The sequence below is a fragment of the Caulobacter sp. 17J65-9 genome (genome assembly GCF_010975005.1).
Lineage (GTDB): Bacteria > Pseudomonadota > Alphaproteobacteria > Caulobacterales > Caulobacteraceae > 17J80-11.
In genome coordinates, this window is the sequence record NZ_JAAIVC010000007.1 from 18100 (window position 1) to 44944 (window position 26845).

31 protein-coding genes and 1 other RNA gene are annotated in these 26845 nt (G+C 69.5%); 26 read left to right on the forward strand and 6 right to left on the reverse strand.

Going from position 1 to position 26845, the window contains the following annotated elements; genetic code table 11:
* The first annotated feature begins 1 nt into the window (after position 1).
* The 4 genes from G3573_RS02510 to G3573_RS02525 all read left to right on the forward strand — a co-directional run bounded on the left by G3573_RS02510 (position 2) and on the right by G3573_RS02525 (position 2186).
* Positions 2-328, forward strand: coding sequence for a cell division protein ZapA (locus tag G3573_RS02510; protein ID WP_163259276.1), 327 nt, complete (start codon positions 2-4; stop codon positions 326-328).
* Between the two features lie 215 nt (positions 329-543).
* Positions 544-707, forward strand: a non-coding RNA gene (ssrS, locus tag G3573_RS02515) — 6S RNA.
* 51 nt (positions 708-758) lie between these two features.
* A complete protein-coding gene (locus G3573_RS02520) occupies positions 759-1349 on the forward strand; it encodes a 5-formyltetrahydrofolate cyclo-ligase (protein ID WP_163259277.1) in 591 nt (196 codons plus the stop codon).
* On the forward strand, positions 1350-2186 hold the full coding sequence (locus G3573_RS02525; protein ID WP_163259278.1) for a TIGR00282 family metallophosphoesterase: 837 nt from the start codon (positions 1350-1352) through the stop codon (positions 2184-2186).
* A gap of 4 nt (positions 2187-2190) precedes the next feature.
* On the opposite strand, the gene G3573_RS02530 is transcribed toward G3573_RS02525, so the two are convergent.
* Entirely contained in the window at positions 2191-2376 is a 186-nt protein-coding gene (locus G3573_RS02530; protein ID WP_163259279.1) for a hypothetical protein, read from the reverse strand.
* Between the two features lie 150 nt (positions 2377-2526).
* Between G3573_RS02530 and G3573_RS02535 the strand changes: the two genes are divergently transcribed.
* Both G3573_RS02535 and G3573_RS02540 read left to right on the forward strand, forming a co-directional pair.
* Positions 2527-3300, forward strand: coding sequence for a YebC/PmpR family DNA-binding transcriptional regulator (locus G3573_RS02535; RefSeq protein ID WP_163259280.1), 774 nt, complete (start codon positions 2527-2529; stop codon positions 3298-3300).
* Between the two features lie 377 nt (positions 3301-3677).
* Positions 3678-4253 (forward strand): hypothetical protein, encoded by a 576-nt coding sequence (locus G3573_RS02540; RefSeq protein WP_205598030.1) that lies wholly within the window; start codon positions 3678-3680, stop codon positions 4251-4253.
* On the opposite strand, the gene dcm is transcribed toward G3573_RS02540, so the two are convergent.
* The gene (dcm, locus tag G3573_RS02545; RefSeq protein ID WP_163259282.1) at positions 4250-5389 is read right to left on the reverse strand and encodes a DNA (cytosine-5-)-methyltransferase; all 1140 of its coding nucleotides are present in this window, start codon (positions 5387-5389) and stop codon (positions 4250-4252) included. The genes G3573_RS02540 and dcm overlap by 4 nt on opposite strands.
* Before the next feature lie 153 nt (positions 5390-5542).
* Between dcm and G3573_RS02550 the strand changes: the two genes are divergently transcribed.
* Complete coding sequence (locus G3573_RS02550; RefSeq protein ID WP_163259283.1) at positions 5543-6235, forward strand: MgtC/SapB family protein; 693 nt, start codon at positions 5543-5545, stop codon at positions 6233-6235.
* A gap of 22 nt (positions 6236-6257) precedes the next feature.
* On the opposite strand, the gene G3573_RS02555 is transcribed toward G3573_RS02550, so the two are convergent.
* Complete coding sequence (locus G3573_RS02555) at positions 6258-7667, reverse strand: M20/M25/M40 family metallo-hydrolase (protein ID WP_163259284.1); 1410 nt, start codon at positions 7665-7667, stop codon at positions 6258-6260.
* Positions 7668-7779: 112 nt separating this feature from the next.
* On the opposite strand from G3573_RS02555, the gene ruvC reads away from it, so the two are divergent.
* From ruvC to G3573_RS02640, 17 genes are all read left to right on the forward strand, one after another.
* Positions 7780-8283, forward strand: a complete 504-nt coding sequence (gene ruvC / locus G3573_RS02560) for a crossover junction endodeoxyribonuclease RuvC (RefSeq protein WP_163259285.1) — start codon at positions 7780-7782, stop codon at positions 8281-8283.
* On the forward strand, positions 8280-8897 hold the full coding sequence (ruvA, locus tag G3573_RS02565) for a Holliday junction branch migration protein RuvA (RefSeq protein WP_163259286.1): 618 nt from the start codon (positions 8280-8282) through the stop codon (positions 8895-8897). The genes ruvC and ruvA overlap by 4 nt, the downstream gene beginning before the upstream one ends.
* Positions 8894-9919, forward strand: coding sequence for a Holliday junction branch migration DNA helicase RuvB (gene ruvB / locus G3573_RS02570; protein ID WP_163259287.1), 1026 nt, complete (start codon positions 8894-8896; stop codon positions 9917-9919). The genes ruvA and ruvB overlap by 4 nt, the downstream gene beginning before the upstream one ends.
* A gap of 38 nt (positions 9920-9957) precedes the next feature.
* Entirely contained in the window at positions 9958-10356 is a 399-nt protein-coding gene (locus G3573_RS02575; RefSeq protein ID WP_163259288.1) for a hypothetical protein, read from the forward strand.
* Between the two features lie 2 nt (positions 10357-10358).
* Positions 10359-10817 (forward strand): tol-pal system-associated acyl-CoA thioesterase, encoded by a 459-nt coding sequence (gene ybgC, locus G3573_RS02580; protein ID WP_276208663.1) that lies wholly within the window; start codon positions 10359-10361, stop codon positions 10815-10817.
* Between the two features lie 71 nt (positions 10818-10888).
* Positions 10889-11602, forward strand: a complete 714-nt coding sequence (gene tolQ / locus G3573_RS02585) for a protein TolQ (protein WP_163259289.1) — start codon at positions 10889-10891, stop codon at positions 11600-11602.
* A 9-nt stretch (positions 11603-11611) separates the two neighbouring features.
* A complete protein-coding gene (tolR, locus tag G3573_RS02590; RefSeq protein WP_163259321.1) occupies positions 11612-12082 on the forward strand; it encodes a protein TolR in 471 nt (156 codons plus the stop codon).
* Positions 12083-12091: 9 nt separating this feature from the next.
* On the forward strand, positions 12092-12895 hold the full coding sequence (locus G3573_RS02595) for a hypothetical protein (RefSeq protein ID WP_163259290.1): 804 nt from the start codon (positions 12092-12094) through the stop codon (positions 12893-12895).
* A gap of 92 nt (positions 12896-12987) precedes the next feature.
* Positions 12988-14319 (forward strand): Tol-Pal system beta propeller repeat protein TolB, encoded by a 1332-nt coding sequence (gene tolB / locus G3573_RS02600; RefSeq protein ID WP_163259291.1) that lies wholly within the window; start codon positions 12988-12990, stop codon positions 14317-14319.
* Between the two features lie 113 nt (positions 14320-14432).
* Positions 14433-14972 (forward strand): peptidoglycan-associated lipoprotein Pal, encoded by a 540-nt coding sequence (pal, locus tag G3573_RS02605; protein WP_163259292.1) that lies wholly within the window; start codon positions 14433-14435, stop codon positions 14970-14972.
* Between the two features lie 110 nt (positions 14973-15082).
* Positions 15083-15952, forward strand: a complete 870-nt coding sequence (locus G3573_RS02610; RefSeq protein WP_163259293.1) for a tetratricopeptide repeat protein — start codon at positions 15083-15085, stop codon at positions 15950-15952.
* Entirely contained in the window at positions 15943-17295 is a 1353-nt protein-coding gene (gene tilS, locus G3573_RS02615; RefSeq protein ID WP_163259294.1) for a tRNA lysidine(34) synthetase TilS, read from the forward strand. Before G3573_RS02610 ends, tilS begins: the two co-directional genes overlap by 10 nt.
* Complete coding sequence (gene ftsH, locus G3573_RS02620) at positions 17295-19217, forward strand: ATP-dependent zinc metalloprotease FtsH (RefSeq protein ID WP_163259295.1); 1923 nt, start codon at positions 17295-17297, stop codon at positions 19215-19217. Before tilS ends, ftsH begins: the two co-directional genes overlap by 1 nt.
* A gap of 132 nt (positions 19218-19349) precedes the next feature.
* Positions 19350-19823 (forward strand): YbjN domain-containing protein, encoded by a 474-nt coding sequence (locus tag G3573_RS02625; protein ID WP_163259296.1) that lies wholly within the window; start codon positions 19350-19352, stop codon positions 19821-19823.
* Positions 19824-19899: 76 nt separating this feature from the next.
* Positions 19900-20709, forward strand: a complete 810-nt coding sequence (gene folP / locus G3573_RS02630; protein WP_240454471.1) for a dihydropteroate synthase — start codon at positions 19900-19902, stop codon at positions 20707-20709.
* A gap of 65 nt (positions 20710-20774) precedes the next feature.
* The gene (gene thiD / locus G3573_RS02635; RefSeq protein WP_163259297.1) at positions 20775-21593 is read left to right on the forward strand and encodes a bifunctional hydroxymethylpyrimidine kinase/phosphomethylpyrimidine kinase; all 819 of its coding nucleotides are present in this window, start codon (positions 20775-20777) and stop codon (positions 21591-21593) included.
* Entirely contained in the window at positions 21590-22162 is a 573-nt protein-coding gene (locus tag G3573_RS02640) for a nucleotidyltransferase family protein (protein WP_163259298.1), read from the forward strand. Before thiD ends, G3573_RS02640 begins: the two co-directional genes overlap by 4 nt.
* Before the next feature lie 62 nt (positions 22163-22224).
* On the opposite strand, the gene G3573_RS02645 is transcribed toward G3573_RS02640, so the two are convergent.
* The gene (locus G3573_RS02645) at positions 22225-22674 is read right to left on the reverse strand and encodes a GNAT family N-acetyltransferase (RefSeq protein WP_163259299.1); all 450 of its coding nucleotides are present in this window, start codon (positions 22672-22674) and stop codon (positions 22225-22227) included.
* Positions 22675-22812: 138 nt separating this feature from the next.
* Here G3573_RS02645 and G3573_RS02650 point away from each other — a divergent pair, with 138 nt between their 5' ends.
* Complete coding sequence (locus tag G3573_RS02650; RefSeq protein WP_163259257.1) at positions 22813-23355, forward strand: surface-adhesin E family protein; 543 nt, start codon at positions 22813-22815, stop codon at positions 23353-23355.
* Positions 23356-23378: 23 nt separating this feature from the next.
* On the forward strand, positions 23379-24188 hold the full coding sequence (locus G3573_RS02655; RefSeq protein WP_163259300.1) for a PhzF family phenazine biosynthesis protein: 810 nt from the start codon (positions 23379-23381) through the stop codon (positions 24186-24188).
* Between the two features lie 71 nt (positions 24189-24259).
* Here G3573_RS02655 and G3573_RS02660 read toward each other — a convergent pair whose 3' ends face one another.
* On the reverse strand, positions 24260-24628 hold the full coding sequence (locus G3573_RS02660) for a hypothetical protein (RefSeq protein WP_163259301.1): 369 nt from the start codon (positions 24626-24628) through the stop codon (positions 24260-24262).
* 182 nt (positions 24629-24810) lie between these two features.
* Positions 24811-26763, reverse strand: a complete 1953-nt coding sequence (locus tag G3573_RS02665; protein WP_163259302.1) for a methyl-accepting chemotaxis protein — start codon at positions 26761-26763, stop codon at positions 24811-24813.
* Between the last annotated feature and the right edge of the window lie 82 nt (positions 26764-26845).

Below are 26845 nucleotides of genomic sequence, written 5' to 3' on the forward strand. Positions count from 1 at the left end.
CGTGGCCACCGTCACCGTCGAGATCAACGGCCGCCCCTACAACGTCGGTTGCGCCGACGGCCAGGAGGAGCGCGTCCGCGCCCTGGCCCGCCAGTTCGACGACAACGTCCGCCAGGTGGCCCAGGACGTCGGCCACGTCGGCGACATCCGCCTGTTCCTGATGGCCGCCCTGCTGGTCGCCGACGAGCTGTCGGACATCCGCACCCAGCTGAACCGCCTGCGCGCCGAGCACGACCGGACCATGGCCGGTTCCGAAACCGTGGAGAAGCGCGCCGCCGACGCGCTCAACGCCGCGGCCGGGCGGCTTGAGAAGCTGCTGGCGGAGTAGCGGCCATCCCTTTTCCGTCATCCCGGAAAGCGCGCAGCGCTTATCCGGGACCCAGCAAGCGCGGCCCCGAAGCTGCGATGGCGGCCTGCAACAGGCGTGGCGCGGGCTGGGTCCCGGCTCTTCGCTGCGCTGCGGCCGGGATGACGGAAGTTCAATTGCGACAGCGCGCAGGGTTGTGATCGTTTCCCCCGCCCCCTACCTTGGACGTCCGGCGGGTCTTGCTGCGGCTCACGTCGAAGGCTTCACATCCCGGGGACCTTAATCATCCTCGAAGGGAGCTGTCCCTGTTCGGGTCCGTGGACCCGCGCACACGGCGCCCACCTGGCTATCCAGGTCCGAGGGGATTGAAACCGCCTTCACGGTTCTACGCGGCGCCGCCACCCTCTTCTTCCGGACGCGTTCCAGGCGTACAGCTTCGCCGAACGCGCCGATGACCGATTTCCCCGATCCCAAAGCGGCCGCCAGGGCCCACGCCGCCGAGGCCCGCGCCCAGGCGTTCGCGCTGAACCCGATGGCCGGCGAGACGGCGGCGGCGCTGTTTCCCGCGTTCTGGATTCCCGCGCCCGGCGCGGTGGTGGCCGGCTATTGGCCGTTCCGCACCGAGATCGACCCGCGTCCGCTGATGCGCCGGCTGATGCGGCTGGGCGCGCGCCTGGCCCTGCCGGCCACGCCGCCGCGCGGCTCGCACGATCCGCTGACCTTTCGCCTTTGGCGCCCCGAGGCCGAGCTCGCGCCCGGGCACTTCAAGGTGCATGAACCGCTGGAGGACGCGCCCGTCCTGGTCCCCGACCTGGTGATCGTGCCGCTGCTGGCCTTCGACCGCTTCGGCGGGCGGCTGGGCTACGGCGCCGGCCATTTCGACCGGACCCTGGAAGCCCTGCGCGCGTTCAAGCCCGTGGTGGCGGTGGGCCTGGCCTACGCCGCCCAGGAAATCGACCAAACGCCGATCGAGGCGCACGACCAGAAACTGGACGGCGTCGTCACCGAGCTCGGCTATATTGCGGTCCGAGAGGACGACTGAATGCGTATCGCTTTTTTCGGAGACGTCGTGGGCCGCTCCGGCCGCGAGGGTCTCGCCGACCACCTTCCCGCCCTGCGCCGCCGCTTGGGGCTAGAGTTCGTGGTGATCAACGCCGAGAACGCGGCGGCCGGCTTCGGCATCACCGAGGCCACCGCGCGCGACCTGTTCGAGGCCGGGGCCGACTGCCTGACCTTGGGCAACCACTCCTGGGACCAGAAGGAGGCGCTCACCTACATCGAGCGTGAGCCCAGGTTGATCCGGCCCGCCAACTATCCGCGCCTGTCGCATGCGCCCGGCCGCGGCGCGAACCTCTACGAGACCCAGTCCGGCAAGCGGGTGCTGGTGATCAACGCGCTGGGCCGCGTGCACATGGACGCGCTGGACGACCCGTTCGCCGCCGTCGACAAGGAGCTGGAGTCCTGCCCGCTGGGCCTGGCCGCCGACGCCGTGATCGTCGACATCCACGCCGAGGCGACCGCGGAAAAGATGGCCATGGGCCACTTCTGCGACGGGCGCGCCAGCCTGGTGGTGGGCACCCACACCCACGTGCCGACCGCCGACTGCCAGATCCTGAACGGCGGCACCGCCTATCAGACCGACGCCGGCGCGTGCGCCGACTACGACAGCGTGATCGGCAACGAGAAGGAAGAGCCGCTGCGCCGGTTCACCACCCGCATTTCGCAGAGCCGCTACACGCCCGCCTCGGGGCCGGCGACCATCTGCGGCGTCTATGTCGAGACCGACGACCGCACGGGTCTGGCCGTGCGCGTCGAGCCGATCCGCGTGGGCGGTCGGCTGTCGCAGCACGTTCCGGAAGTGGCGGCGGCCTTCGCCTGACCGTTCAGTGGTGGCGCAGGCGCTCCACCGCCAGCAGCACGCCGGCGCCGACCAGGGCGCCCAGTGCGAAGGCGGACGCCAGCGCCACCGCGGGCGTCACGTCGCCCAGCGGCCAGCCGGGGCGCTCGTACCAGTGCACGATCTCCGGACCGGCCAGCTCTTCCATGTAATCGGCGTCGATCGGGGTCATGTACGCGTCTCCGGGCGGGGCCTTTGTCTGAACCCCGTGGTCGCACGGGGGTTCCGCGCGCGGTTCCGGTTCGCTACTTAGGCTCCGAAACCCTTCACCGGGCGGCGGGGGCCGCCTGGAAACCCAGCAAAGAGCTCAGACAGCGACCACATGGCCGGGCATTCTAAGTTCAAGAACATCATGCACCGGAAGGGACGCGCCGACGCCGTCCGTTCCAAGCTGTTCTCGCGCCTGTCGCGCGAAATCACCGTGGCGGCCAAGTCGGGCATGCCCGACCCGGCCATGAACCCGCGGCTGCGCCTGGCGGTGAACAACGCCAAGGCCGAGTCCATGCCGAAGGACAACATCGAGCGGGCGATCAAGAAGGCGGCCGGCGGCGACGCCGACGCCTACGAGGAAATCCGCTACGAAGGCTTCGGCCCGGGCGGCATCGGCGTCATCGTCGAAGTGCTGACCGACAACCGCAACCGCGCGGCGTCCAACGTGCGCTCCACCTTCAGCAAGAACGGCGGCAACCTGGGCGAGACCGGCTCGGTCAGCTTCATGTTCGACCGCGTGGGCCAGATCGTCTATCGCGCCGAAGCCGGCGGCGAAGAGGCGGTGATGGAGGCGGCCATCGAGGCCGGCGCCCAGGACGTCGAGAGCGACCTGGTGAAGCCGGACATCTACGAGGACGCGCCGGGCCACACGATCTACACCGCCTTCGAAGACCTCAACGAGGTGGTCGAGGCCCTGACCGCCAAGCTGGGCGAGCCGAAGTCGACCGCCATCATCTGGAAGCCGAAGTCGCTGACCCCGGTGACCGGCGACGCGGTGGCCACGGTCATGAAGCTGGTCGACGCGCTGGACGACGACGACGACGTCCAGAACGTCTACGCCAACTTCGAGATCAGCGACGAGGACCTGGAGCGCCTCGCCGGCTGAGGCGAGACGGTTTCACAGCGTTTCGAGAAGGCCCCTCCGCCCGGAGGGGCCTTTTTCGTTTCGGGAACGGCGTGGTGGACCGGCTTGGCTGAGGTCGCGAAGCAGTCCAGCGTTCGGGCGCAATCTAGGGGTGATTCTTGAGCGGGCCTGCACGCATCGCCACCGCGCTAAGCCGACCTAACGTCCTGGAGCGGGCTACGGGTCGCTGGTGGCAATACCATTCACGAAGCGATCACCATTCGAAGATCGCCTGTGTCTTTGTGTTGGCTGACCTCATTGAGCGATGCCCGCTGTTGGCTCGCCACGCGCGGGATGGTCGGGTCTTTTTCGGTCTAAACCATGAAATGCGGGACTTCCGCCTTTCACGAAAGAAAGACTTGGACTTCGTCCTGTGCACTGCGGCCGGTCAGGCGACGGATACGAGCCTGTTCGATCTTGCGGCTTCATACGGCATTGCGGCGGACCTTCCGGCGGATCAGGTGAAACTTGCGGGGGCGTTGCGTCGAGCGCCTGTTGGAGCCGTCTTGGTGGCGCTGGAGGCAAAGGCGTGCATGACGGCTCATGTTAAGGCGTTGCCCCGGCTCTATGATGAGCTGAACTCCAGTCAGCAGACTGTCCATGGCGCGTCCCAAGAGGCGCTGGCCGCCGGTTTCGTCATGATCAACGCCGCGACGACGTTCGTCACGCCTTCGAACGGCAGGACGAATGTTCATCGCCAACCGGCGGATACGGCCCGCACGTTGGCTAAGGTCCGGGAACTGCCGCGTCGCGCGAAGATCGACGAAGATGGATACGACGCGCTTGGCGTGGTGGTCGTGGACTGTCGAAACGATGGTTCGCCGGTCAGCGTGGTTGAAGGTCCGCCCGCGCCGACGAAGGCTGACATCGATCACTACGAGCGCATGATCGACCGTCTGGCCGCCCTGTACGCTAGTCGGTTCAAGGAGCTTTAAGCGGCCCTCGCGAGCCCGGCGGCCTGCATTGCGGACAGATGCCGGTGCACGCGATCGAGGAAGCCGGCTGGAAAGCGAAGCTGGCTACGCCCTGTACGCTCCAGGAAGCCAGCTGTCGCTCGTACTGAAAGCGGCTTTCCTGGATAGTTCAAGAAGTCATGCAAAGGCGCGCGCGCACGAACGACCGGGAAATCGCTCACGAGCGCAGCGCGACGTTCGCTGCCGTCATAGTAGGCGGCGCGAGGCCAAGACTGCGGTAGCTCGGCTGAAATGAAATCAGTGCGCCCCTGGGTGCCCAAAAGACGTGTGCCCACCCATTCTGCGACAGGTGCGCTCACTGCATTTCCTACAAGCGACCAGCGCCAAGATGCGCGGCCGGTGAGTTCAGCGGGCTTCGTCCAGTCCTCAGGCAGCCCTTGAAGGCGTTCAGCATCTCGAATGTCGGGGGTGATCAACTCGCCAGTCGGACGCAAGATGGCGGGCGGGGATGCGATCCCGATGGTCGATCCGTTCTTTAATGTGGGGATCGCATCAGCCGCCCAACCGAGCCCCCGAATCCCTTCGGTCCAATAGAAGCCGTGCGCGAGCTGAGCGAGGCTGGTCGGCGTCTCTAGCGGGCTCTCATTGCCGTCGAAAAGCACGCTGCTCGGGTCCCCCTCACGGCTGGCGAGGAAGAACACCCGTTCCCGGCGCTGCGGCAGGAACGCAAGCGAGTTGATAACGCGGTAAGCCCACCGATACCCGCGCTCTTCGAACTCGGTCACGAGCCGGTGCATTGCTGCGCCTCTTTCCAGCCGAAGCATGAACGAGACATTCTCCAGCAAAACCCACGGGACGGGTTGCCGGTCCAGAATATCGAACACGGCTCCGACGAGGCCCGATCGCCGACCTTCAATGCCGGCTGTTTTTCCCGCCTGGCTCAAGTCCTGGCAGGGAAATCCCGCAGTCAGGAGTTCCGTTTCCGCTGGAATGGCTTTGATGTCCGTAACGTCGCCGAGGTTCGGAGCATCAACTCGCGCCCGCAGCACGGTGCAGGCGGGATCCCAAATTTCTGAGACTGCGACCGTCTCGTGACCGGCTTGAGCAAGGCCATGCTCAAGTCCACCGATCCCAGCAAACAGCCCCGTGATCTTCATAGTTGTGACGCTACGTTCTTGTTCCGTTCTCGTCAATGCGAGTGCTGCCCAGTTTGTTGGGATTCGCGATACGGCTTCACTCAAATTCGATCTCCCTTGGTTCGCGGAACGCCGCTGCGAGCGGCGCCGTTCACCGCCGGAGAGGAGCGGCGGATGTGGGAGCTTGAGCCGGACCTGATCTGGCCCGTCGTCGCTGCTCTGATCGGCGGCGGCCTGATCGGCTTCGAGCGCGAGGTGCGCGGACGTCCGGCCGGCCTGCGCACCCACACCCTGGTGTGCGTGACCTCGGCGCTGCTGATGGTGGCCGCGGCCCATCAGGGGCGCTGGTCGGTGGGGTTCATCCCCGGCGAGAACATCACCGCCGACCCCACCCGCATGGCGCACGGCATACTGACCGGCATCGGTTTCCTGTGCGGCGGGGTGATCTTCCAGCAGGGCTTTTCGGTGCAAGGGCTGACCACAGCGGCGTCGCTGTGGGCGTCGGCGGCGATCGGCGTGCTCTTCGGGATCGGGCTCTATCCGCTGGCCTGCGTGGGGACCGCTGTGGTCCTGCTGGTGCTGGTCGGCTGGCGTTGGATCGACGAGAACCTGCCACGCAAGACCACGGTCGTGCTGGAGGTCAGCTACGCGCGTGAAGAAGCCCCCAGCGACGCCGAATTCGTTCAGTACCTTCGCGATCGCGACTGCCGCTGCTCCGGCGTCGCCCATCGCCTGATCGAGCACGGACGGCTGATCACGCACTCGGCCAAGGTGCGCGGTTCGCGCGAGTGCGTCCGGGGCCTGTCGACGTCGCTGCGCGCCGACCCGGCCGTGGTCGAATACGCCATCACCCCGCGCGACGACTGATCGCGCGGGGTGAGTTCGGGCCTCACTTCGAGACGGCGTAGTCCTTGACCAGGGCGTAGAGGAAGTCGCGCGCGTCGTAGAGCGACTTCACCCGCACCCGCTCGTTCAGGCCGTGAATGCCGTCGCCGTCCGAGCTGGTGAACAGGCCTTCCACGCCGTAGGTCGGGATGCCGGCGGCGATCAGGTATTTCCCGTCGGTGGCGCCGGTCTGCATGATCGGGACGATCGGCACGTTCGGCCACAGCTTGGCGGCTTCGCGCTCCAGCGGCTTCATCATCTCCGGCGTCAGCACCGGGGCCGGGCCGACGGGGCTGATCGGGCCGTTGACCGCGACGCTGACCTTCGGATCGCCGGCGACCTGCTCGAGGGTCTTGCGGACCTCCTCGACCTGGGTGCCCGGCAGGATGCGGCAGTTGACGTTGGCCGTGGCGCGCTGGGGCAGGGCGTTAGGCGCATGGCCGGCGTTGACCAGCGTGGCCACGCAGGTGGTGCGCAGCATGCTGTTCCACATCGGATCCTTGGTCACTTCGGCCAGCGCGTCCGCGTTGGCCGGATCGGCGACCAGGGCCTTCATGGCGGCGCCGGCCTTGGGATCGACCAGCGGGGCCATGCGGGTGAAGTAGCCGCGCGTGGTGTCGTTGAAGCGGATCGGGAACTCGTAGGCGCCGATGTTCGAGAGCGCCGCCGACAGGTGGTAGATCGCGTTGTCCTTCACCGGCCGGCTGGAGTGGCCGCCCGGATTGGTCGAGACCAGCTGGAAGTCCTGATAGACCTTCTCGCCCGACTGCACTTCCAGCGACACCGGCTTGTCGTTCGCGTCCAGCAGGCCGCCGGCGCCCTCGTTCAGGGCGAAGCCGGCGTCGATCAGCGGCCGGTACTCGGCGATCAGGTGCGAGATGCCGTTGTAGGCGCCGTTCTCCTCGCCGCAGGTCAGCGCCATCTTGATGTCGCGCTTGGGCTTGAAGCCCTCCTGCTTCATGCGGATCAGGCTGTCGGTCCAGATCGCGGCCTGAGCCTTGTCGTCGCTCGTGCCGCGTCCGTAGAACCAGCCGTTCTCCTCGATCAGGGCGAAGGGATCGCGGGTCCAGTCCTCGCGCTTGGCGGCCACCACGTCGATGTGGGCCAGGAGCAGCATCGGCTTGGCCTTGGCGTCCGTGCCGTGCAGCACGGCGACCAGGTTGCCTTCCTTCGGATGATCGGGGTGAGTGACGACGTTCAGGTCGGCGTCGGCGAAGCCGGCCGCCTTCAGGCGCGCGGACATGGCCTGGGCGACGGCGGTGCAGCTGCCGTTCGGTTGCGAGGAGTCGATCTCCACCATCTCCTTGTAGAGGCCGCGGAACGCCTGCTGGTCGGCGCGCGGCGCCTGGGCGTTGGCCGCGGCGGGCAGCATCAGGGCCGCGGTCGCGACCGCCGCCTTCATCCAGAACTTCATTGGTGGGACTCCCCCGAATTGTGGGGGGATGTAACGCCCGACCGCCCCGCCTGCGCAAGGCCTCGCCGTTTTTACTTCCGGTTAGCCAAGCTGGGGCTTTATGCAGGAACACATGGCGAACAAGATTCGAATTTTGGGGCTCGACCCCGGCCTGCGCCGCACCGGTTGGGGCGTGGTCAGCAGCGAGGGCTCGCGGCTGTCCTGGGTCGCCCACGGGGTCATCGCGCCGGACGAGAGCGCGCCCTTCGCCGAGCGCCTGCTTCATCTGTTCGAAGAGATTACCAACGTCATCGAGACCTGGACGCCCGACGAGGCCGCGGTCGAAGAGACCTTCGTCAACGTCAATGGATCCTCGACCCTGAAACTGGGCCACGCCCGCGCCTGCGCCCTGATCGCGCCGGCCCGCGCCGGCCTGTCGGTGGCCGAGTACGCGCCGACGGAAGTGAAGAAGGCGCTGGTCGGCACCGGCGGCGCCGACAAGACCCAGGTCGCGTTCATGGTCAAACGGCTGCTGCCCACCGCCGGCGACGTGAAGGCCGACGCCGCCGACGCGCTGGCCGTCGCCGTGGCGCATGCGCATGCGCGCAAGGTTCGTAATTTCGGGAGTGCGGCGTGATCGGTCGTCTGAGAGGCGTGCTGGCCGAGGTCGGCGACGAAGAGGCGCTCGTGGACGCCGGCGGCGTGGGCTACGTCGTGCGCTGCGGCGTGCGCACCCTCTCGCGCCTGCCCGCGCCGGGCGAAGAGGTGCTGCTGCACGTCGAGACCCAGTGGTCGCAGGACCAGGGTCCCAGGCTCTACGGCTTCCTGGCCCGCGACGAGCGGCGCACCTTCGGGGCGCTGCAGAGCATCCAGGGGGTCGGTCCGAAGGCGGCGCTGGGCGTGCTGGACGTGCTGAGTCCGGCCGAACTGGCCCAGGCGGTCGCGCGCGAGGACAAGGCCGCCGTCGGCCGCGCCAACGGCGTCGGGCCGAAGCTCGCTTTGCGCATCGTCGTCGAGCTGAAGGACAAGCAGCTGACCGAGGTCGGCGCGTTCCAGCCGAGCGCGCTGCCGTCCGCCGCCGCAACGCCGGCCGCGCCGTCGGTCTCGGGCGAGGCGGTCGCCGCCCTGCTGGGCCTGGGCATGTCCGAGCCGAACGCGCGCCGCGCCGTCGACCAGGCGCTGATCCGCCTGGGTGAGGACGCCGCCATCTCGGCCGTCATCAAGGCCGCCCTGCAGGAGCTGGGGCGGTGAGCCGGCTGATCTCCGGGGAAGCCCAGGGCGGCGAGACCTACGATAAGGCGCTGCGGCCCCAGACGCTCAGCGAGTTCGTCGGCCAGGAGCCGATCAAGGCCAACCTGCAGGTGTTCGTCGACGCCGCCCGCGGCCGCGGTGAAGCCCTGGACCACGTGCTGCTGTTCGGCCCGCCGGGCCTGGGCAAGACCACGCTGGCCCAGATCGTCGCGCGCGAGCTGGGCGTGAACTTCCGCGCCACCGCCGGCCCGGTGCTGGCCAAGGCCGGCGACCTGGCGGCCATCCTGACCAACCTCGAGCCGCGCGACGTCCTGTTCATCGACGAGATCCATCGCCTGGCCCCGGCGGTCGAGGAGATCCTCTATCCGGCGATGGAGGACTACGTGCTGGACCTGGTGATCGGGGAGGGGCCGTCGGCGCGCTCGGTGCGCATCGACCTGGCCCCCTTCACCCTGGTCGGCGCGACCACGCGGGCGGGCCTGCTGGCCACGCCGCTGCGCGACCGCTTCGGCATTCCCCTGCGGCTGGAGTTCTACACGCCCGACGAGCTGAAGCGGGTGATCCTGGGGGCCGCGCGCAAGATGGGCGCGCCCCTGTCCGACGAAGGCGCGGCGGAGATCGCCACCCGGGCCCGGGGCACCCCGCGCGTCGCCGGGCGGCTGCTGCGCCGGGTGCGCGACTTCGCCAGCGCCGAGGGCGCCGAGGTGATCGATCGGCTGTGCGCCGCGCGTGCGCTGGCCCGTCTGGACGTCGACGAGGTCGGGCTGGACAGCCTGGACCGCCGCTACCTGCGCGCCCTGATCGAGAACTACGGCGGCGGGCCGGTCGGCATGGACACCATCGCCGCCGCCATCGCCGAGGCGCGCGACGCAGTCGAGGACGTGATCGAGCCCTACCTGCTGCAGCAGGGCTTCATCCAGCGCACGCCGCGCGGGCGCATGGCCTGCGCCAAGGCCTACGCGCACCTGGGCCTGACCGCCCCGGCGCCCAAGCCCGGGCAGGCGGGTCTTTTCGAAGACTGACGAATATGGTCGGTTCGCGCCGGCCGCAGGAGGACCGTATGCGCAAGATGACCGTGAAGCCGACCCGGCGGACCTGGATCCTGATTTTCGGGCTGCTCGCCGCCGCCGCGGTGGGCGTGTGGGTGCTGAAGCAGGGCGCCGCGAAGCGCGCCGCCGCCCAGCGTCCGGCCGTGGCCCTGTCGGCCGGCGCCGAACAGGCCCGCGGCGCGCTGAAGACCCGCCTCGGCAAGGACGTCGACCTGCTCTACGTCACCGAGCCCGGCGCCCAGGTGGTGTGCGGCTACTACGGCCTGAAGGCGACCAAGCCGGGCCAGCCGGTGCGCGCGTCCAGCTTCGTGTTCCAGAACGGCCAGGTGGTCCTGGGCGCCGACAAGGGCGCGGCGTGGAACGCCTTCCAGAAGGCGACCTGCGGCGCGGCCTGGACGGCGCAGCCCTGAGCATGAGCGCCGATCTCGTCGCCACGGCCGGCCATTTCGTCGGCCGTGACCACCTGCTGCCGGTCCGGGTCTATTACGAGGACACCGACTTCACCGGGCTGGTCTACCACGCCAACTACCTGCGCTATTTCGAGCGCGGCCGGTCGGATTTCCTCCGGGTCGTGTCCTCGGGCCACACCGAGCTGCTGGAACGCGAGGATCCGCTGGCCTTCGTGGTCGTGCGCATGGAGATCGATTATCTGCGCGGCGCGCGCATCGACGACGCCCTGGTGGTGCGCACCGCCTACGACCGGGTCAAAGGGCCGCGCCTTATCATTTCGCAATCGATTGAACGGGCAGGCGAAATCGTGTGTCGTGCGAAGGTCGACGCGGCCTGCATCGACCTGCAGGGGCGCCCGCGCAGACCGCCCAGGCAGATGATCGACAATCTGCGACCGTGGCTTCTGCCCGACGCGCCGTAGATTTGTCGCGTTCGATCTGTTGAATATGGTCGCGCTTAGCCGACCTGGCGAACTTCATACGGGAGCTGTTCATGGCCGAGGGCGTGAACCCTGACACCCTGAACATCATCAGCCTGTTCATGCAGGCCGACTGGGTCGTGAAACTGGTCATGATCGGGCTGGCGATCGCCTCGCTGTGGTCGTGGGCCGTGATCCTGGACAAGACCGTCCGCTTCGGCGCCCTGAACCGGCAGGCCGACGCCTTCGAGGCCGCGGCCGGAACCGGTCGTTCGCTGGACGACCTGGCCGCCCAGGCGGGCGACAGCCCGCGCCACCCGCTGCCCTTGCTGCTGGTCACCGCGCTGAAGGACTGGCGCGAGACCCGCGCCCGCGGCCCGCTCAGCGACACCCAGACGGCGCTCTTGATGCAGCGCATCGACCGGGCGCTGGACGCCGTGATCGCGCGTGAGAACCGCAAGATCGAAGACGGCCTGGGCGTGCTGGCGGTGGTCGCCACCTCTTCGCCGTTCATCGGCCTGTTCGGCACGGTGTGGGGCATTATGCACGCCTTCGACGCCATCGCCGCGTCGGGCAACACCAACCTGGCCACCGTGGCCCCGGCCATCGCCGAAGCCCTGTTCGCCACCGCCATCGGCCTGGGCGCGGCCATCCCGGCCTACATCGCCTACAACAAGTTCTCGTTGGACGCGTCGAAGTTCGCCGGCCGCATGGAGAGCTTCGCCGACGACCTGGGCGTCGCCGTCGCCAAGAAGCTGGGCGACCGCCTCAACGAGCGGGCGGCCTGATCCATGGGCATGTCGTTGCAGGGCGGCGACGGGCGTGGCCGCCGGCGCATCCGCCGCCGCCAGACCCTGTCTGAAATCAACGTCACGCCGCTGGTCGACGTGATGCTGGTGCTCCTGATCATCTTCATGATCTCGGCCCCGCTGCTGACCGTGGGCGTCGAGGTCGAGCTGCCGAAGACCGAGGCCCAGGCGCTCTCCGACTCCAAGGAAGAGCCGCTGACCGTCTCCATCCGCCGCGACGGCGCGATCTTCATCCAGGAGACCGCCATCGACTATGCGGAGCTGGCCCCGCGCCTGACCGCCCTGGCCGGCGAGGTTCTCGACAAGCCGATCTACGTGCGCGCCGACGGCGGCGCGCCGTACGAGGCCGTGGCCCGCGTCATGGCCAAGCTGTCGACCTCGGGCTTCACCAAGATCAACCTGATCACCGACACGGCCGGCAACGGCGCCGACAAGGCGTCCAAGCCGGACGCCGGCTAACGCGTGGCGATGCGCAAGAACGGTCTCACCCCGGCCCTGATCGGATCGGCCCTGCTGCATGTGGCCGTGTTCGGCTTCGCGCTGCTGAAGTGGCCGGACGAGACGCGCAAGGTGCTGAACGCCGTCCCGGTGCAGATCGTCTCCGACATGCCGGCCCTGGCCCCCGCGCCCGCGGCCGATCATCCGGAGATGGACGAGACGCCCGCGCCGGCGGCCGAGGAGCCCGCGCCGGAGCCGACCCCGCCGACGCCGGAGCCGCCCAAGCCCGAGCCGAAGCCGGTCCCGCCCAAGCCCGAGCCCAAGCCGGTTCCGCCCAAGCCTGAGCCGAAGAAGCCGGAGCCCAAGCCCGAGCCGAAGCCGGCCAAGGCCGACAAGGCGCCGGTGAAGAAGCCGGTGAAGGAGGCGGAGACCAGCCCGCTCGACTTCGTGAAGGACCTGTCGCGCTCGAGCTCGAAGCCGAAGTCGAGCCAGGACCCGAATGCGGCCAAGGGCACGTCGCGCACCGGCACGGCCCAGGTCGACACGGGGCCGGCGCTGAACGGGCTTGTCGCCAAGCTCCAGGACCTGTGGAACGTGAACTGCGCGGCTGAAGGCGTCGATCAGGTCGTGATCAAGATGCAGTTCAAGCTGTCGAACACCGGCCGCATCAGCGACGGGCCGCGCTGGGTCAACCGGAACAACGATGCTGTCTGGATGGCGGCGGCCGATCGCGCGGACGCTGCGATCGGCAAGGGGCAACCGTACACCGAGTTGCCCTCGGAGCTCCTCAATCAGCAGATCACCGTGAACTTCATCGGCAAGAACGCCTGCTGAGCGCGGCGCCGTCGCGCCCAATCTTCGCCGCTTTCCGACTCCACCAATTCGCCTTGGCTGCTAAGGTCGAGAAAACGAGGATACGCCAGCCTATGCGCCTGCCCCGCCCGCTCGTCGCCCTGTTCGCCACGCTCGCCGTGTTCGGGACCTTCGCGCCCGCGACAGCCTGGGCGCAGATCGAGGTCGACGTCACGCAGGGCGTGATCAAGCCGGTTCCGATCGCCATCCCGGCCTTCCAGGGGCAGTACGGCGCCGAGATCGCCAAGGTGGTCTCCGACGACCTCGAACGTTCCGGCTATTTCCGCCCGATCGATCCGAACGCCTTCATCGAGCGCAATCTGGACATCAGCGTCCAGCCGCGCTTCGCCGACTGGCGCGTGATCAACGCCGAGTTCCTGGTCAACGGCCGCTCCGTCGTCGACGCCGACGGCCGGCTGCGGGTCGACTTCCGCCTCTGGAACGTGGCGGGCGAGAAGGGCGTCGACCTCGCCGGCAAGCCCGGGCAGGAGCCGACGGGCCTGCAGTTCACCTCGACCCCGGAGAACTGGCGCAAGATCGCGCACATGATCTCGGACCGGCTCTACGAGCAGATGACCGGCGCGGGCGGCTACTTCAACACGCGGGTCGTGTTCGTGGCCGAGAGCGGTCCGAAGACCAAGCGCCGCAAGGTGCTGGGCATCATGGACCAGGACGGCGCCAACCCGCAGTACCTGACCGACGGCACCTACCAGGTGATGACGCCGCGCTTCTCGTCCTCGGACCAGAAGATCACCTACATGGCGCTGGGCGACAACTTCACCCGCATCTACCTCTTCGACATCGAGACCGGCCGCCAGGAGTCGCTGGGCCAGTTCGAGGGCGCGGTGTTCGCCCCGCGGTTCTCGCCGGACGGCAGCAAGGTGGCGTTCTCGATCGAACGCGCCGGCAACTCCGACATCTGGACCATGGACCTGCGCACGCGGGCGCGTTCGCGCCTGACCGCGGACCCGGCCATCGACACCTCGCCGTCCTATTCGCCGGACGGCCGCTCCATCGTGTTCAACTCCGACCGCGGCGGCAGCCCGCAGCTTTACGTCATGGGCGCCGACGGTTCGGGCGCGCGCCGGATCTCCTACGGCAACGGCCGCTATTCGACGCCGGTGTGGAGCCCGAAGGGCGACTGGATCGCCTTCACCAAGCAGGAGGGCGGCCGCTTCCACATCGGGGTGATGAAGCCGGACGGCTCGGACGAGCGCATCCTGACCTCGAGCTACTTCGAGGAAGGCCCGACCTGGGCCCCCAACGGCCGCTACATCATGTTTCACCGCGAAGCTCCGGGCGTGCCGCCGCGCCTCTGGATCGTGGACGTCACCGGGCGGATCGAGCGCCAGGCCCCCTATTCGGGCTCGGCCTCGGACCCGGCCTGGTCGCCGCTGCTCGACTAAGTGGATTTGAAGATTCCGAAACCGCGTTCTAAGAACGTAGCTCAAGCGTGACGGAACCGTCGCCGACTGTGTGTAAGCTCGGTCGGAAACTCGGGAACAAGGAGAGTAAAAAAATGAAAAACGTCGTTTCTCGCGTCGCCCTGGTCGCGCTGATGGCCGCTTCGATGGCCGCCTGCGCCAAGAAGCCGACCCCGGAGCCGATCCAGCCGCAGCCGCAGCCGCCGGTCGAACAGCCGCAGCCGCAGCCGCAGCCGCCGGTCCAGCAGCAGCCGGTCGGCCCGATCCCGGGCTCGGAGCAGGACTTCGTCATCAACGCCGGCGACCGCGTGTACTTCGACTTCGACCAGTACTCCGTGCGCGACGAAGCCCGCGGCGTTCTGGACGCCCAGGCCGCCTGGCTGGCCCGCTACCCGGGCGTGACCGTCCGCATCGAAGGCAACGCCGACGAGCGCGGCACCCGCGAATACAACATGGCCCTGGGCGCCCGCCGCGCCAACGCCGTGCGCGACTACCTGGTCAGCCGCGGCGTTTCGGCCTCGCGCATCGAGACCATCTCCTACGGTAAGGAACGTCCGATCGATCCGGGCTCCAACGAGGACGCCTGGGCCCGCAACCGGAACGCCCACACCGCCATCACCTCCGGCGCGCGCTAATCCGCACGACGGAATGAGACGGGGAGGGGGCCGGAGCGATCCGGCCCCCTCTTTTCTTGGGCGCGGCCGTGCCGCAAAGTCGTCTGAAAGCCGTGGGAGCCTCCAGGTCCATGAGAAAAGCTCTTTCCTCCATCTCGGTCCTGACTCTGGGCGCGGTGCTGGCCGCGACCCTGGCCGCCGGCCCGCTGGCCGCTCAGACCAAGCCCGTCGCCGTGCAGGCGGTCGAGCCGCCCGCCATCGAGTGGGACAAGAAGCGCCTCGAGCGGCTGGAGAAGAACGTCCGCAAGATGGAGAAGGCGCTCGGCCAGTATAACGAGCAGGGCGAACCCTTCGTCATCCAGCCCGATCCGGAAGTCGTGGCCCTGCAGGGGCAGGTCGCCAGCCTGTCCGGCAAGGTCGCCGACCTCGAAGAGGCGCTGCAGCGCGTCAACGGCCAGTTGGAGAGCTCCAACTTCGAGCTGACCAAGGCCCGGCAGGCCCAGAACGCCTCGGCCGCCCAGATCGACCCGCTGCTGGCCCGCATCGCCGCGCTCGAGAGCAAGATGGCGACCATGGACACGGCCGCCGCGCCGGCCCCGGCCAAGTCGACCGGCAGCTCGGCGTCGGACTTCAAGGCCGCCAAGCAGATGATGCTGGAGGGCGACTACGCCGCCGCCGAGAAGGCCTTCGAGACCTTCGTGGAGGCCTGGACGGACAGCCCGGAGACGGCGGAGGCCTGGTACAACCTGGGCGAAATCCGCTTCACCGGCTCGGACCGCGAAGCCACCGCCGTGGCCTACGCCTACGCCCTGAAGGGCTGGCCCAAGACCAAGTGGGCGCCGGAAGCGGCCGTGAAGTTCTCGACCGCGCTCGCCGGCGCCGGCCGCAACAAGGAAGCCTGCGCCGCCCTGGCCGAATACAACAAGCGCTACGCCGAAGGCGCCAGCGCCGCGCTCAAGACCCGCGCGACCGCGGCCAAGACCAAGGCCAAGTGCGTCTGACCGAGCACGTCGCGGCCGTCCTCGACGGCCGGCTGGACCATCGCAGCAAGGCTCCCATCGCCGTCGCCCTCTCGGGCGGCGGCGATTCCGTTGCGCTGCTGGCCCTGACGCTCGACTGGGCGCGCCCGCGCGCCCGCCCGGTGCTGGCGCTGAGCGTCGACCACGGGCTGAACCCCGACAGCGCCGCCTGGACCCGCTTCGCCGCCGAAACCGCCGAACGCCTGGGGGCGGCTCACCGCGCCCTGGCCTGGACCGGCGAGAAGCCCCAGACCGGCCTGCCCGCCGCCGCCCGCGCCGCCCGCCATGCGCTGTTGGCGCAGGCCGCCCGGGCCGAGGGCGCCGGCGTGATCCTGCTGGGCCACACCGCCGACGACGTCGTGGAAGGCGAGGCCATGCGGGCCGAGGGCTCCAGCTTGGGCGCGGTGCGGGAATGGTCGCCCTCGCCGGCCTGGCCCGAGGGGCGGGAGGTCATGCTGCTGCGGCCGCTGCTGGGCGTGTCGCGCGCCGAGCTGCGGGATGTCCTGCGCGAGCGGGGGCTGCGGTGGATCGAGGACCCCGCCAACGCCGACCCGCGCTTCGCCCGCGCCCGCGCGCGCCAGCGGTTGTCCGAGGGTGATCTCACCCCGGCGAAAGCGCGTCCTGAAATCGCCCCGGGCCGGGACGACCGGGTGAAGACCCTGGCGCGGGCCTGCGCGGACGACGGCGCCGGCGGCCTCGCGATCGCCCGCACCGCCCTGACCGATTGTGATCCCGAAGCTCGACGCGTCTTCCTGTCCGCCGCCCTGGTCTGCGCCTCGGGTGGTGCGCGGCCGCCGCGCGGGGCGAGGCTCGACGCCCTGCTCGCCCGCCTGGCCGCAGAGGATGTCTTCACCGCCACCCTGGCCGGGGCGCGGGTCGAGGCGGAAAAGGCCCGACTTCGGATCCTGCGCGACGCCGGCGAGACGGCGCGCGGCGGGCTGAGGCCGGTCACGCTCGCCCCCGGCGTCGCCTCGGTTTGGGACGGCCGGTTCGAAATCGTCGCCGACCACGCCTGCGAAGTCCGTCCGCTGAAAGGGCTGGCGGCCCGGCTGGACGCCGCCGACCGGGCGGCGCTAAGAGCTGTGCCCGCCGCGGCCCGGCCCGGCGTGCCGGTGCTGGTTCGGGACGGCCAGGCTCGCCCGGTTCTTGCAGCGCGGGGGGCGTGGGTTCGCGCTTTGGCCCAGTCGAGATTGTTCCGGGCCTGCGGCGTGATCGCACACGAACGAGAGAACGGCGTTTCGGCGCATAGCGTCTTAAGGCTCGTATCCCTATGTTCGGAGCCTGAGACACCCCCGGTCGCCGGGGAACAACGGTCGAGGTCTTAATGAACCTGCGTAATCTCGCCATCTGGGGCGTGATCGGTCTGGTCCTTCTCGGGCTCTGGAGCGTCATGAGCCAGGGCGTCGGCGGACAGCACGCCGTCAAGGAAGTCAGCTACTCGCAACTCCTGGCTCGCACCGACAAGGGCGATATCAAGGACGTCGTGGTGAAGGGCGACACCGTCACCGCCACGACCAAGACCAACGAGAAGCTGACGGTCGGCGCGCCGATGGTGCAGGACGACCTGCTGCAGCGGCTCGAAAAGGCCGGCGCGGACATCAAGTTCCAGTCGTCGCGCCCCTCGTTCTTCCTGCAGGTGCTGAGCGGCCTGCTGCCGATCCTGCTGCTGGTCGGCGTGTGGATCTTCTTCATGCGCCAGATGCAGGGCGGCGCCCGTGGCGCCATGGGCTTCGGCAAGTCCAAGGCCCGGCTGCTGACCGAGAACAAGAACCGCGTCACCTTCGAGGACGTGGCCGGCGTCGACGAGGCCAAGGAAGACCTGACCGAGATCGTCGACTTCCTGAAGGATCCGGCCAAGTTCCAGCGCCTCGGCGGCAAGATTCCCAAGGGCGCCCTGCTGGTCGGACCTCCGGGCACCGGTAAGACGCTGCTGGCCCGCGCCGTGGCCGGCGAGGCCGGCGTGCCGTTCTTCTCGATCTCCGGCTCGGACTTCGTCGAAATGTTCGTGGGCGTCGGCGCCAGCCGCGTGCGCGACATGTTCGAGCAGGCCAAGAAGAACGCGCCGTGCATCATCTTCATCGATGAAATCGACGCCGTCGGCCGTCACCGCGGCGCCGGTCTGGGCGGCGGCAACGACGAGCGCGAGCAGACGCTGAACCAGCTGCTGGTCGAGATGGACGGCTTCGAAGCCAACGAAGGCATCATCCTGATCGCCGCCACCAACCGTCCGGACGTGCTGGACCCGGCGCTGCTGCGCCCCGGCCGCTTCGACCGCCAGGTGGTCGTGCCCAACCCCGATCTGAACGGCCGCGAGAAGATCCTGCGCGTGCACATGCGCAACGTGCCGCTCGCCGCCGACGTCAACGTCAAGACCATGGCCCGCGGCACCCCGGGCTTCTCCGGCGCCGACCTGGCCAACCTGGTCAACGAAGCCGCCCTGATGGCCGCCCGCCGCAACCGCCGCATGGTCACCATGCGCGACTTCGAAGACGCCAAGGACAAGGTCCTGATGGGCGCCGAGCGCAAGTCGATGGCGATGAGCGAGGACGAGAAGAAGAACACCGCCTACCACGAGGGCGGCCACGCCCTGGTGGCGCTGAGCGTCCCCTCGGCCGACCCGGTGCACAAGGCCACCATCATCCCGCGCGGCCGCGCGCTGGGCATGGTCATGCAGCTTCCCGAGGGCGACCGCTACTCGATGAAGTACCAGCAGATGACCTCGCGCCTGGCCATCATGATGGGCGGCCGGGTGGCTGAAGAGCTGATCTTCGGCAAGGAGAACGTCACCTCCGGCGCCTCATCGGACATCGAGCAGGCCACCAAGCTGGCCCGCGCCATGGTCACCCGCTGGGGCTTCTCCGACGAACTCGGCGTGGTCGCTTACGGCGAGAACCAGGACGAGGTGTTCCTGGGTCACTCGGTGGCTCGCACCCAGAACGTCTCCGAGGAGACCGCGCGCAAGATCGACAACGAGGTCAAGCGCCTGGTCCAGGAAGGTTGGGACGAGGCCAAGCGGATCCTCAACGAGCGTATCGAGGACCTGCACACCCTGGCCAAGGCCTTGCTGGAGTACGAGACCCTGAGCGGCGACGAGATCCTCAACCTCTTCAAGGGCGTGAAGCCCAACCGCGAAGAGACTGAGGAAGCCGCGCCGGCCGGCCCGGCCGTGGCGGTGCCGATCACCCCGGTGGCGACCCCGGAGCCGGTGGCGGAACCCGCCAAGGCCGAGGAAGCGCCCAAGGCCTGAAGGTCCGATTGCTGAACTGACGGAGGGGCGGTCCTGACGGGCCGCCCCTTCTGCATTTTCGCCGCGTTGGCGCGCGCGCCCCCTCGCTGCTAAGTTGCTTGCGGCGCCGTAACCGCGCCGGGGGGACACATCATGAAATTTGCTGTCGCCGGCCTCGCCGTGGCCGCCGCCGTCTTCGCCGCTGGAACCGCGAGCGCCGCCACCATCCATGACGGCGGGATGACCGGCCCGGAAGTCGCCGCCTGGCTCAAGGACAAGGGTTACCGCGCCGAACTGTCCAAGGACGACGCCGGCGATCCCATGATCGACAGCGCGGCCGAAGGGATCAACTTCAAGGTCTATTTCTACGATTGCGAGGGGCCGCGCTGCAAAGCGATCCAGTTCTCGGCCGGGTTCGACCTGAAGAACGGCCTTTCGCTCGCCAAGGCCAACGAATGGAACCGCAAGAACCGCTATCTCAAGGTCTACCTCGACGACGATAGCGACCCCTACGTCCAGTACGACGTCAACGTGAACGCCGGGCGCACCATGTCCGGCCTCGACGACGACTTCTCGGTGTGGACCGGCATGCTGGGCGACTTCGCCGAGTTCATCGACTGGCGCTGACCCCAAGCCGGGCGTTTGCGCAGGCGCTGATCGGGCCTAGAAGGACCGGGCCCGATCGCGCCGCAGACGAGTTCGCATGCCTTCCTCCCGCCCGCTGGTCATGGGCATCGTCAACGTCACGCCCGACAGCTTCTCCGACGGCGGGCGCTTCCTCGATCACGAGGCGGCGGTCGCCCACGCCCTGAAGCTGGTCGGGCAGGGGGCGGACATCCTCGACATCGGCGGCGAGAGCACCCGGCCCGGCGCCCCCGCCGTCGACGAGGCCGAGGAAATCGCGCGCGTGGTCCCGGTGATCGCGGCGGTCCGGGCGAAAAGCGACGTGCGGATCTCGATCGACACCATGAAACCGGGCGTGGCTCGCGCGGCGGTCGAGGCCGGCGCGGACATGTGGAACGACGTCGCCGCCCTGGGCTTCGCGCCGGAGGCCCCGGCCGTCGCCGCGGCGCTCGGCTGCGAGGTGGTGCTGATGCACATGCAGGGCGAGCCGCGCACCATGCAGGACGCCCCGCACTACGACGACGTGGTCGCGGAGGTCCGCGCCTTCCTGGCGGAGCGCGCCGAGAGGGTGATGGCGGCCGGTGTGACGCGCGAGAAGATCTGGCTGGATCCGGGCGTGGGCTTCGGCAAGACGCCGGCCCACAATCTTGCGCTCATCCGCAACCTCGACCGCATCTGCGACCTGGGCTTCCCGGTGCTGCTGGGCGTCAGCCGCAAGCGCTTCGTGCAGGCGCTGGACCCGTCGGCGACGACGGCGACCGACCGGCTGGGCGGCTCGCTGGCCGCGGCGCTGTACGGCGTCGCCCAGGGCGCGGCGGCGGTTCGGGTGCACGACGTGCGCGAGACCGCCCAGGCGGTGAAGACGTGGGCGGCGCTGCAGGCGGATTAAGGAGCCGATCGGCCCGCCTCGCGTTCCCCTCTCGCATTCGGCGCCGGTGTAGGTAGAACGCGCCCATGTCAGACTCTGTGGACTTCAAAGGCCGCGTCCTGATCGTGGCGGGATCGGATTCCGGCGGCGGCGCCGGCATCCAGGCCGACATCAAGTCCGTGACCGCGCTGGGCGGCTTCGCGGCCACCGCCGTTACGGCCATCACCGTGCAGGACACCCTGGGCGTCCACGGCGTGCACCCCATTCCCCTGGACGTGATCGAGGCCCAGGCGCGCGTCGTGCTGGACGACATCGGCGCCGACGCGATCAAGACCGGCATGCTGGCCACGGTCGAGGTGGTCGAGCTGGTCGCCCGCCTGCTGGACGGACCGGCGCACGGCGTGCCGGCGGTGATCGACCCGGTGATGATCGCCAAGGGCGGCTCGCCGCTGCTGGAGAGCCGCGCCGTGGAGGCGGTGCGCAGCCTGCTGGTCCCGCGCGCCGCCCTGCTGACCCCCAACGCGCCGGAGGCCGAGGCCCTGACCGGGCTGAGCGTCGCCTCGCTGGACGACCAGCGCCGCGTCGGCGAGCGGCTGCTGGAGCTGGGCGCCCACGCCGTGCTGATGAAGGGCGGCCACGTGCCGGGCGAGCTGGTGGTGGACGTTCTGGTCACCCCCGCCGGCGAGACCACCTTCGAAGGCGAGCGGCTGGACACCCGCAACACCCACGGCACCGGCTGCACCCTGGCCTCGGCCTGCGCGGCCGGTTTGGCCCAGGGCCTGCACCTGACCGAGGCGGTCGCCAACGCCTGGGCCTACACGGCCGAGGCCATCCGACGCGCGCCGGGCCTGGGCAAGGGCCACGGCCCGCTGGACCACGCCTGGCCGCTGCGCGACGCGCGATGAGCGCCGAGCTGGAAGGGCGGCTGGCCGACCTGGTGCGCGCCAGCCCGCGGCTGATGCACGTGCTGCGCACGGTGCGGGGCCTCGACCTGCCCGACTGGCTTATCTTCTCCGGCGCGGTCTACCAGACCGTCTGGAACGCCCTGACCGGCCGCGACCCGGACTATGGGGTGAAGGATTACGACGTCGGCTACTTCGATCCGGACACCTCGTGGGACGCCGAGGACGTGTTCATCAAGCGGGCGTCGGCGGCCTTCGCCGAGCCGCTGGCGGACATGGTCGAGCTGCGCAACCAGGCGCGCGTGCACCTGTGGTTCGAGGGCAAGTTCGGCGAGGCCTACACGCCGCTGACCCATACGGCCGAGGCTTTGGAGCGGTTCGTATCGCCGACCTTCGCCGTGGGCGTGCGCCTGGAGGCGGACGACCGCGTCAGCGTCGCCGCGCCGTTCGGGCTGGAGGACGTCTTCGCGCTACGCCTGCGGCCCAACCCGAACCGGCCGCTCGCGCGCGGCTGGGCGCCGGCGGTGGCGTCGGCCCGGGCGCGCTGGCCGGAGATCGCCGTCCTGGCCTAGAGGCCTTCTTAGGTAGAGCGCGATGGCCGCCGAAACCGGCGTCCACTTTTGGCTGTCGCGCTCTAGCGGACGTCTGGCCGGCCGAGCGCGCGGGCGTAGATCTGCGGGTCCAGCCGTTCCATGCCGCGTTCGGCGTTGGCCGCCGTGAAGCCGAACTGGCGATACAGCTCGTGGGCGTCGCGGGTGGCCAGCGACCAGCGGCGCAGGCCCTGCAGGTCGGCATGGTCGGCGAGATACGCCATCATCCGCTTGCCCACCCCGCGTCCGCGGGCCGGCGCGTCCACCCAGACGTCGCACAGCCAGGCGAAGGTAGCGCGGTCGGTCACCACGCGCGCGAAGCCGACCATCTCCCGCCCCTGAAAGGCGCCGACGCACAGCGAGTTCTCCGCCGCGCGCCGGAACACGGCGAAGGGAATGTCCTTGGCCCAGTAGCTTTCGCCGGAGATCCAGCGGAAGGCGCGGGCCAGGTCGATGCGGGCGCGGTCGTCGGTGAGGATCAACTCGTCGGTCATGGAACGGGGCCTACCGCGGCCGCTCCCTTGGCGCCACCGCCCTCGTCGCAGGTGCGGCGCAATTGAACTGTGCGCGCGCGGCCTCACTATGGCCGCGAAGCCGCCGCCTGATGCCGGCGGCAATCGTGAGGGGCCCAGATGTATCTGATCGTTCTCGCCGCGCTGGCCGGCCTCGCCGCCACGCCTGCGAACGCTCCGGCCCCGATCGCGGCGCCTTCCCCGGCGCCCGCGCCCGCAGTGGAGGCCGCCTCGTCCGTGGTCGCCGCGCCGACGCCGCGCAACAGCTGGGTGATCGTCGCCGCCGACGCGACCGGCGGCGCCGCCTACGACGCCGGCTCGATCCGCCGCGCGCCGGACGGAAACTCAGCCCAGATCGCCACCCTGTTCGCCACCAAGGCACCGATGTCGCGCGACGGCGCGCCGGTCCACTTCCTGGTCGCCAACAACGAGTACGACTGCACCCAGCCGCGCCGGCGCGAGGGCGCGGTGCTGGGGCTGGACGCGAGCGGCAAGCCGGTCGCCTCGGAGGAGACGGTCGGCGAGTGGCAGGCGGTCGAGCCGAAGTCGACCGAGGCCGGCTTCCAGGCCCTGGCCTGCAAGGGCGCGACGCCCGACGCCAAACTGGCCGAGGGCCCGCTGAAAGACATCGTGGCCGAGTTCCAGAAGCGCTTCGCCAAGTAACGCCGCAATGCTATGGCGCGGGCATGCGCCAGTGGACTGTCGACGCCTTCGCCGCCGCCCCCTTCCGCGGCAATCCGGCCTGCGTGGTCGAGCCGTTCGAGGCCTGGCCCGACGACGCCTGGATGCAGGCGCTGGCCAAGGAGAACAACCAGGCCGAGACGGCCTTCCTGCTGAAGACCGACCTGCCCGACCGGTTCGGCCTGCGTTGGTTCACCCCGGGGATGGAGGTGCCGCTGTGCGGGCACGCGACCCTGGGGTCGGCCCACGTGCTGTTCGCCGAGCTGGGCGTGGACGCCGAGGCCCTGACCTTCGACAGCCGCTCCGGGCCGCTGATCGTGCGCCGCTCGGCCGACGGCTACGAAATGGACTTCCCGGCCGATCCCCCGCGGCGCACCAACGTCCCGGCCGGTCTGGCCGAGGCGCTGCGCGTGGCGCCGGTGGAAGTCTGGGCCGGCGCCTATCTGATCGCGGTGCTGGACAGTGCGGCGACGGTGCGCGGGCTCGATCCCGACATCGCCGCGCTGAACCGGATCGCCGGCGAGGCCACGGGCGGACCCGGCAACATCGTGGTCGCCGCCCTGTCGGACGATGCGGCCTTCGACGTGATCGACCGGTTCTTCGCGCCGGGCTCGGGCGTGGCGGAGGACCCGGCCACGGGCTCGGCCCACTGCATCCTGGCGCCGCTCTACACCGACAAGCTGGGCCGGCCCGAGGTTCGCTTCCTGCAGGCCTTCCCGGGCCGGGGCGGGGAGATCTCCACCGCCATGCGCGGCGAACGGGTGCTGCTGCGCGGCCAGGCGGTCACGGTCATCGAGAGCCGGCTGCGGCTCTGAAATGAAAACCGCCGCGGTGGGGAGACCGCGGCGGCGCTCAGTTCGAAGGGCTTAAGCCCAGGGGATTCCGATCAGGGGCGGCCGCGACGGTCGTAGCGGTCGTCGTGGTAGCCGCCGCGGCCGTCACGGTCGTTGCGCTCGACCTTGATGCGGGCGCTCAGGCGATCGAAGCGGGCGTCGAGGTCGCGACGTTCCCACTGCTCCAGGCGGTGGTTGGTCTGGCGATAGCGGGCTTCGAGGCGGGCGATCTGGTTGAACTCGGCGCGCAGGCTTCGGGCTTCGTTGCGGCTCAGCGAGCCGTTGCGCACGCCGACGTCGATGCGCTGGTCGAGGCGGGCCTGACGCTCGTTGATCGACTGCCAACCGCCGGGGGCGGCCAGGACCGGGGCGGCGGTGGCCAGGGCGGACACAAACAGGACGGACGCGAGAACCTTCTTCATGGGTCTACTCCTTCGGATCGGGCCGCCTCCGTGGCGGCTTCGAGAGCAGATGACCACGGTGCGGCTGACCCGAACCTGAACCCGCATAGTCAGCTTACGTTCAGATTTCTCCGGTCGGCGAAAAGAGAAAGGCCCCGGCGGTGGTCCGCCGGGGCCTTCTCATTTCCGCGCCTTTGGGGCGATCAGAAGTCTTCCCAACCCTCGTCCGGGGCGTAGGCCAGCTTGGCGGCCGTGGCCGCGCGCCCGGCGCCCGCCCGCATGACCGGAGCCTGCGGAGCCGGGCGGCGCATGTCGGCGGCCGGGGCGCGCGGCGCGGTGCGCTGACGGGCTTCCAGGCCGTTGACGCGGAACTGGGCCACCAGGCGGGACAGCTCGCCGGCTTCCTGGGCCAGCGAGGCGGTCGCGGCGGTGGTCTCCTCGACCATGGCGGCGTTCTGCTGGGTGGCGCGGTCCATCTCGTTGACCGCGGTGTTCACCTCGGCCAGGCCCGACGCCTGCTCGCGCGCCGAGGCGGCGATCTCGGCGACGACGCCGTTGATCTCGATGACCCGGGCGACGATGCGCTCCAGCGTCTTGCCGGTCTCGCCGACCAGCGACACGCCCTGCTCGACCTGGGTCGAGGAGGCCGAGATCAGCGACTTGATCTCCTTGGCGGCTTCGGCCGAACGCTGGGCCAGGGCGCGCACTTCCGAGGCCACGACCGCGAAGCCCTTGCCGGCGTCGCCGGCGCGGGCCGCTTCCACGCCGGCGTTCAGCGCCAGCAGGTTGGTCTGGAAGGCGATCTCGTCGATCACGCCGATGATCTGGCTGATCTGGCGCGAGGAGGCGTTGATCGCGCTCATGGCTTCGACCGTGCGGCCCACGACTTCACGCGACTGCTCGGCGTCGACCTTGGCGGTCTCCACCGCTTCGCGGGCGTGCGAGGCGCCCTCGGCGGTGCCGTTGACCGTGGCGGTGATCTGTTCGACCGCGGCGGCGGTCTGCTCCAGGGTCGCGGCCTGGTGCTCGGTGCGGCGCGACAGGTCCGAGGCGGCTTCCGACAGCTCGCCGGTGCCCGACTGGATGTTCGAGGTCGCCGCGGTGATGGTGCGGATGGTCTGTTCCAGCTGGCCGACGGCGGCGTTGAAGTCGCCGCGCAGCTTGTCGTAGTCGCCGTCGAACTGATCGTTCAGGCGGAAGGTCAGGTCGCCGGAGGCCAGCTTCTCCAGGCCCTGGGCCAGGGAGTTGACCACGAAGGCCTGGGACTCGGCCGAGGCGGCGGCGGTCTGCTCGTCCACGCGGCGCTTGGCTTCCGCCGCGGCGCGTTCGCTGTCCTGCTGGGCCTTCAGTTCGGCCAGGTTGCGCTGGTTGTCGCGGAACACCACCAGCGAGCTGACGACGGCGCCCAGCTCGTCCTTGCGCTGCAGGCGGTCCAGCTCGACGCGGTCGTCGCCGCGGGCCAGGGCCTCGGTGGCGGCGGCGATGCGGCGGACTTCACGGCGCAGGTTCAGCACCAGGAAGGTCGCGATGCCGCCCACGGTCAGCAGGGTCAGCACGGCGCCGATGATCATCAGGCCGACCGCGCCTTCGGCGCTTTCCAGGCTGTGCGCGGCGCGCTTGTCGGTGGCGGCCTGAGCCGAGCTCACGACCTTGCCGAGCGTCTTGTTCATCGCCTTGTAGCTGTCTTCGAAGGCGCTGAGGTAGCTGCTGGCCATGCCGACATCGACGTCGAGCATGCCTTCCACCATCTCGATCCCGCTGCGGCAGTCGGAGAGGTCCTTGCGCAGCTGGGTGATGGCTTTTTTCTGGTCGGCCGGCGAGCTGGCCTCGAGCGACTTCAGGTCCTTGTCGATGCCGTCCATCTGGGCGAGCAGCGCCTTCATGCGCGCGCCGGTTTGGCCTTCATCGGTGGCGGTCGCCTTCTTGGTCATGGCGGCGTAGAGCTCGCCGTTGACGGCGGTGATCCGCTCCGAGATGTCCTTCAGCTTCAGGCTGCGGGGCATGTCGGTCTGGACGACGCCGGCCAGCTCGGCCGACTGGGACTTCTGGGTCCAAACCGCGCCGCCGGCCATGGCGGCGAGCATGACGACTGCGAAAGCGGGCGCAAAGCCGACCTTCACGATCAAAGGCAGGTCGGCGAGCCGTACCAGACGCATAATTTCTTCTCCCCCCGGTGAGCCGCGCGCGAGCGACTCTAGGATTTCAGGGAGGACTTAACCCTAACATCCCTAACGAATT